The 6406-nt window shown below is 30.7% G+C and carries 8 protein-coding genes; 5 read left to right on the top strand and 3 right to left on the bottom strand.

From position 1 onward, the window contains the following. The 4 genes from B4I81_RS01345 to B4I81_RS01330 all read left to right on the top strand — a co-directional run. Positions 1 to 749 (top strand): NosD domain-containing protein (locus B4I81_RS01345; RefSeq protein ID WP_291106611.1); only part of this gene is annotated, 749 nt, incomplete at its 5' end. Then, positions 746 to 1468 carry an ABC transporter ATP-binding protein gene (locus tag B4I81_RS01340; RefSeq protein ID WP_291106609.1) on the top strand — a complete coding sequence of 241 codons (723 nt, stop codon included), beginning with the start codon at positions 746 to 748 and terminating at the stop codon, positions 1466 to 1468. The genes B4I81_RS01345 and B4I81_RS01340, both read left to right, overlap by 4 nt. Beyond that, positions 1452 to 2219: an ABC transporter permease subunit gene (locus B4I81_RS01335; RefSeq protein ID WP_291106607.1), complete on the top strand. Its 768-nt coding sequence runs from the start codon at positions 1452 to 1454 to the stop codon at positions 2217 to 2219. Before B4I81_RS01340 ends, B4I81_RS01335 begins: the two co-directional genes overlap by 17 nt. A 23-nt stretch (positions 2220 to 2242) precedes the next feature. Continuing rightward, positions 2243 to 2617: a group III truncated hemoglobin gene (locus tag B4I81_RS01330; RefSeq protein ID WP_291106605.1), complete on the top strand. Its 375-nt coding sequence runs from the start codon at positions 2243 to 2245 to the stop codon at positions 2615 to 2617. A gap of 105 nt (positions 2618 to 2722) precedes the next feature. Here B4I81_RS01330 and B4I81_RS01325 read toward each other — a convergent pair whose 3' ends face one another. Next, positions 2723 to 3277 (bottom strand): fasciclin domain-containing protein, encoded by a 555-nt coding sequence (locus tag B4I81_RS01325; protein ID WP_291106603.1) that lies wholly within the window; start codon positions 3275 to 3277, stop codon positions 2723 to 2725. A 104-nt stretch (positions 3278 to 3381) separates the two neighbouring features. Here B4I81_RS01325 and B4I81_RS01320 point away from each other — a divergent pair, with 104 nt between their 5' ends. Continuing rightward, the gene (locus B4I81_RS01320) at positions 3382 to 4263 is read left to right on the top strand and encodes an IS982 family transposase (protein WP_291106601.1); all 882 of its coding nucleotides are present in this window, start codon (positions 3382 to 3384) and stop codon (positions 4261 to 4263) included. A gap of 78 nt (positions 4264 to 4341) precedes the next feature. Here the strand turns inward: B4I81_RS01320 and B4I81_RS01315 are convergent, their stop codons facing one another. Continuing rightward, the gene (locus B4I81_RS01315) at positions 4342 to 5514 is read right to left on the bottom strand and encodes a hypothetical protein (protein WP_291106600.1); all 1173 of its coding nucleotides are present in this window, start codon (positions 5512 to 5514) and stop codon (positions 4342 to 4344) included. 47 nt (positions 5515 to 5561) lie between these two features. Further along, positions 5562 to 6149 (bottom strand): Crp/Fnr family transcriptional regulator, encoded by a 588-nt coding sequence (locus B4I81_RS01310; RefSeq protein ID WP_291106598.1) that lies wholly within the window; start codon positions 6147 to 6149, stop codon positions 5562 to 5564. Positions 6150 to 6406: the final 257 nt, after the last annotated feature.

Here is a 6406-nt window from a genome sequence, read left to right as displayed (position 1 = left end):
ATTGTTGGAAATCAAAAGATATTTTAATTATTGCTAATCGAATTGACGGTCATCGAGACGGTATTTATTTCGAATTTGTAACCAATTCCGTAATTTGGAGAAATATTGCTAATAACAACATACGTTACGGATTGCATTTTATGTTTTCTAATGATGATGCTTACATAACCAATGTTTTTAAAAATAATGGTGCTGGAGTAGCCGTTATGTTTACTAAAAACGTGAAAATGTTTAATAATTATTTCGAAGAAAATTGGGGCGATTCGGCTTACGGATTATTGCTAAAAGAAATTTCGGATAGTTATATTTTTAATAATCGTTTTGCTCGAAATACCTCAGGAATTTACATGGAAGGAACTTCTCGAATTAAAGTTGAAAAAAACAGTTTCGAATCGAACGGTTGGGGTATGAAAATCCAAGCGAGTTGTATGGAAAACGAAATCGTAAACAATAATTTTCTAAAAAACACTTTCGATATCAGTACCAATGGAAGTTTGGTTTTAAATACGTTCAATGAAAATTATTGGGACAAATACGAAGGCTACGATTTGGACAAAGATGGAATGGGAGATGTTCCGTATCATCCACTGAGTTTATTTGCCGTGCTTACCGAAAATACGCCTTCTTCTATGTTGTTATATCGAAGTTTTATGATTACACTGTTAGATAAGTCTGAAAAAGTATTACCCAGTATAACACCTGATAATTTTGTAGATAATAAGCCTTTAATGAAGTCATTGCCGCTATGATTGAGATAAAAGAATTGCAGAAAAAGTTTGGAAAATTTGAAGTTTTAAAGAACATCAATCTTTCTTGTAAAAAAGGAGAATGTATCGCTTTAATTGGTCCGAATGGTTGTGGAAAAACCACTTTGATAAAATCGGTTTTAGGAATGGTTTTGCCAGATTCGGGTACGATTCATTTTAATGGAAATTCCGTTTTAGGTGAGTATTTGTATCGTGAAAAAATTGGATATATGCCACAAATTGGAAGATATCCAGATAATATGACGATTGGTCAAATTATCGAAATGATAAAAAAGATTCGAAATTCATCAGATAATTTGGATGAAGATTTGCTGCACGCTTTCGAATTAGAAAAAATGTTTGATAAGCAAATGCGAACTTTATCTGGTGGAACTACGCAAAAAGTAAGTGCTGTTTTAGCTTTTCTTTTTAATCCAGATGTATTGATTTTAGACGAACCTACAGCAGGTTTAGATCCTTTAGCGGCTGAGGTTTTGAAAGAAAAAATCATCAAAGAGAAAGAAAAAGGAAAATTGATTTTGATTACGTCGCATTTACTAAGTGAATTGGACGATTTAATTACTGAAATCATTTTCATGCAAGAAGGAAAAGTGCATTTTCATCAAAAAGTTGAAGAGTTAAAAATGACAACTAGCGAGGAGAAAATCTCAAAAGCGATTGCCAAAATTTTAAAGAACAAACAAAATGAACCGAATCATTAAAATCATATTATCCGACATTATCCGAAACAAAATTGTTTTGGCTTACACGCTGATTTTGTCAATATTATCATGGAGTTCTTTTGCATTGGAAGACAATTCATCAAAAGGATTACTAACGATTTTGAATGTGATTTTATTCACAGTTCCTTTGGTTTCCATTTTATTTGCTACAATTTATTTGTACAATAGTGCCGAATTTATAGAACTTTTATTAAGTCAACCCATCAAAAGAAGAAAGATTTGGTTGAGTTTATTTTTCGGATTATCCACGGCTATGGTTTTTGCGTTTTTTATTGGGGCAGGAATTCCTTTGTTAGTAAATTCTCCTGATAGTATTGGTTTTATGATGTTGCTAAATGGTTGTTTGATTTCCATAATTTTTGTCGCTTTGGCTTTCTTGAGTTCGATTTTAACCCGAGATAAAGCAAAAGGAATTGGTTTAGCGATAATGATTTGGTTGTATTTCGCATTATTATTCGACGGAATGGTTTTGTTTTTACTCTTCCAATTAGCCGAATATCCAATTGAGAATATGATGGTTGGTATCACTGCTTTTAGTCCGATAGATTTAGCTCGAATTCAAATTCTTTTGCATTTAGATGTTTCCGCTATGATGGGATATACTGGAGCAATTTTTAAAGATTTCTTTGGGACTTCGGTTGGATTAGTGGTTTCATTCGTATTGTTGAGTTTGTGGGCGATTATTCCGTTTTTCATTTCTATGCGAAAATTCAATAAAAAAGACTTGTAATTGTTATTTAATCAAATTACAAAATGAAAACAGATATTAGAAATAGAAAAGATATTGAACTTTTAGTCGATACCTTTTATGATAAAATCAAAACTGATGCAGTTATCGGTTTTCTGTTTACCGAAATTGCCAAAGTAAATTGGGAAACTCATTTGCCTAGAATGTACGATTTTTGGGAAAACATCCTTTTCTATACCGGAAATTACAACGGAAGTCCGATGCAAGTACACAAAGATTTACACAGTAAATGTCCTATGAATCAAGAACATTTTCAACATTGGATAATCGTTTTCACCACAACCGTTGATGAATTATTCGAAGGCGAAAAAGCCACCGAAATCAAAGAAAGAGCATTAAATATTGCTCAAGTAATTCAGTATAAAACATTAGGGAATTAACTTTTGAAGTTTTAATTATTAATTCAAATTCGCATCAAATAAAAAGCGTAAACTGTTGAAGTCTACGCTTTTTACCTTTATAAAAGATGAATTAATAATTGTTTTCTATTTTGGAAGTAAAACATCGCCAATTACGTGGATAATTCCGTTTGATGTTTCAATAGAAGCCATAATTTCAGAACCGTTTACAAATGTTTTTCCGTCTTTTTTAGTGATTTTCACTTTTCCACCAAATACCATATCAAATTCTTGTCCGTCTTGCATATATTCTGTTTTCAACGAACCTACATACGTATGATAGCCTAAAATGTTTTCTAAATCGCCTTTTTTCTCAGGTTTTAATAATCCTTCTACGGTTCCTGCAGGTAATTTATCAAAAGCAGCATTAGTTGGCGCAAATACAGTAAATGGTCCGGCATTACTTAAAGATGTTACTAATCCTGCAGCTTTTACTGCTGTAACCAATGTAGTGTGATCTTTACTTCCCATTGCGGTTTGCACAATATTTGGAGCAGAATTTTCATCTACTACATTTTCTTGTCCTCCAGATGATACTTCTGTAGTTTCAGATGTTGGTTCTGATGCTGTTTCTTCGCCTTGTTTACATCCAAATGTGATAAGTAAACTGGCTAATAATAAAGTTTTAATGGAATTTTTCATATTTGTATAAATTTATATATACAAAACCCGTAGTGCATTATAAAAAAAGTTGCTCAAAACACTAAAAATTAGTATATTGTATTGACTACCAATCAAATACAATTATGAGCAACCTTGAAGCAAATTACAAATTAATTTTCAAAGAATTAAGTAAAATTTCAGACGCTGAAAACTTTTACTTCAAACCCATTAAACCAAACCTGTCTGATTTAGAATTAATTAGCTTAACTATTTTGGCGGAATTTAAATCAATAGACTCAGAGCATCAACTTTTTAGAGAAATCAAAGGTTGGGAAATTGAGACTAAAATCGAACGAAGTGTTTACAATAGAAGAAAACGAAAATTGTTTCCTTACATTGAAAAATTAAGAATAAAAATGGCTGAAAAATTTAATAAGTTTGAAAACTATTTTGTAATAGACAGTATGCCTTTAGAAGTATGTAAAATGGCTCGTTCTTCTAGGAGTAAGATTTGTAAAGAAGTAGATTATGCCATTCCTAACAAAGGATTTTGTGCTTCGCAAAATTTACATTTCTATGGTTATAAACTTCATGCTATTTGCACCATTAATGGCGTTTTTCAAAGTTTTGATTTATCGCCAGCTTCTGTACATGACATCCATTACTTACAAGATATAAAAACACAACTTTCAGATTGCGTAATACTTGGAGATAAAGGATACCTTTCCCAAACGATTCAACTTGACTTGTTTAATGAAGTGAATATAGAATTGGAAACGCCAAAAAGGAAAAATCAGAAAGATTATAAACCTCAGTTTTATCAATTCAAAAAATACAGAAAACGTATAGAAACTTTATTTTCTCAATTATGTGACCAGTTCATGATTAGAAGAAATTATGCAAAGTCTTTCGAAGGTTTTAAAACTAGAATTTTAGCAAAGATTACTACTTTAACAACAATTCAATATCTCAATAAATTTGTATTCAACAGAAATATTAACAACTTAAAAATTAATCTTGTTTAATAATGCACTACGGGTATATACAAAGTACTTGATTATCTGATGATTATTTTATGCGTAGAATCATAAAAAAATACTTTTTTATCCTTTTTTTGTAAAAAAAGTGGTCCATAAAATACTTGCGAAAAGAAGTATGGCAATTCCAAACAAAGCCTCATTAATAAAAGGAATTAATGTATAACTAAAAGACGCAACACCTTGAATTCCTAACACAACTTCATTCAAAACAACGCCAATGCTAAATAATACTAGTCCTAAAACGGTTTTCTTATTCACTGCTATAAAATCATTCACATAAATATAAAACAATAGAAAAAGCGAAATAATAGCTAACAAAATCAGATGTAAATAAGCAATTATTATAGGTCTAAAACCAAAGGCTAATTTACTAATTGCAGGAACGGTGGAACCTAATTGTAATAGGAACTTCGCACTCAAAGCAAAACTGATAAATAAAATCAGATATTTTAAATAATTTGGAAGATTTACGAAGATGGATTTATTTTCTTTAAAAATAGTAGTTTTAAATAGTAAATACCAAACGACTACTTGAACAATTGCCGAAATAGCAGTTAAAATATAAATTAGTAGTGGTAAATCTAACCAAAGTGTTGATAGAAAATATCCAGCAATACAGGACCAAAATAGCAATACAAAAGATTGCGAATAAATTCGTTTGGAATAAATCGTTACTTTTAAATAATCCAACAACAATCCCATACAAGCAAAGAAAAACCAACCATTATATTGAAAATGCAAATAGTAATAAATGGAAGCTAAATATTCATTCTGATGGATGTTTTTGGTTGCCATCATATAAGCTAAAGCAAAAGTTCCGAGTGACGATATCACATTAAAAAATAGTGCTGCTTTAAACCATTTTGTTGCTACAGAAGTTGTTTCGAGTTGTTTGCAATCTTTAAAGAAAACATATGCAAACCAATAAGAAACAAAAATAGAAAGGGTTGAAAAAGTAATAGAAATCGCTCCATAACCTTGCATAATAAAGGAAATTAGCATTACATAAGAGCAAATTAAATTCCCAATTAATATAAGATTGTATTTCTTTAATGCGATTTTGTTGAGTGTATTGTGTTTTTGTAGAAAGGCAATGAGCAACGTCATTAAAGTATGCGTAACCCAACCAGCAAAGGCAAAATGAGAATGGGAATGTTGTACACTTTTTTGATCGAGAAGCGGAAATTCAAACAGAATTTTATAACGCATTAAAAGTCCTAATAATGCAACAAGCATCAGATTAAAAATCGAAAACCGAATCCAAAAAGTTGTTTTAAAAGACATCAGTAATATAATTTATGATTAATAATTTCCACTTTATTCGTTTTGCTCATTCTTGAAAGTTCTCGAATCACAGTTTCTACACGTAAACCTGTAAAGTTGGCAATTTCTTGTCTTGTAAATTCTACCAATTCTTTTTTAGGACAATCGGGGTTTTTGTGGGCATTTAAAAAGGCTAAAATTCGAAACTCTGGTTTCTGATTCACAATATCTTTTGTGGTTTTGGCTTTGGTGTGAATTCGTTCTGCCATTAAATTCAAGAATTGCTTCTGAATAAAAGGATATTCCTCTAAAATCTTTAAAAACTTCTCCTTCGAAATTTTTATTATTTTGGAATCTTTAAAGGCTACTGCAGTGGAAGGATACACTTCATCAATAAACAAAGGTGGTTCACCAAAACTATGACCATTTTTAAAATAGCCTTGAGTAAACTCTTTTCCTTCTTCATTGGAATTGTACATTCTTACGCAACCATCGATAATTTGATAATAAAAATTCGCTGATTCATCTTCATGAAAAATAATTTCATTTTTCTTGTACTCCTTGGCAATAGCGCCCCAAGTAAATAATAAATCTAAATCAATCTGCATAAAGTAGTTGTGTTGAAGGCTTTAATTCTTTTAGATAAAGCACAAATTAATTTCAATAAAAGTAAAAAAAATATGACTGAAATCATACTAGACCTTAATTTATTTCTTGTAAATTTGTCCCATGAAACAATTACTAATCATATTAACCGCGCTAATGTTCCTGAAGCCAATACTCCCGGTTTTAGAGTATGCCGTGAATTATGATTACATTGTAACTAACCTTTGTGAGAATAAATCCAAACCCGAATTAAAATGTA

The sequence above is a fragment of the Flavobacterium sp. UBA6195 genome (assembly GCF_002422095.1).
In the GTDB taxonomy this organism is placed as follows: domain Bacteria; phylum Bacteroidota; class Bacteroidia; order Flavobacteriales; family Flavobacteriaceae; genus Flavobacterium.
This window is presented reverse-complemented; position numbering and strand designations above follow the sequence as displayed.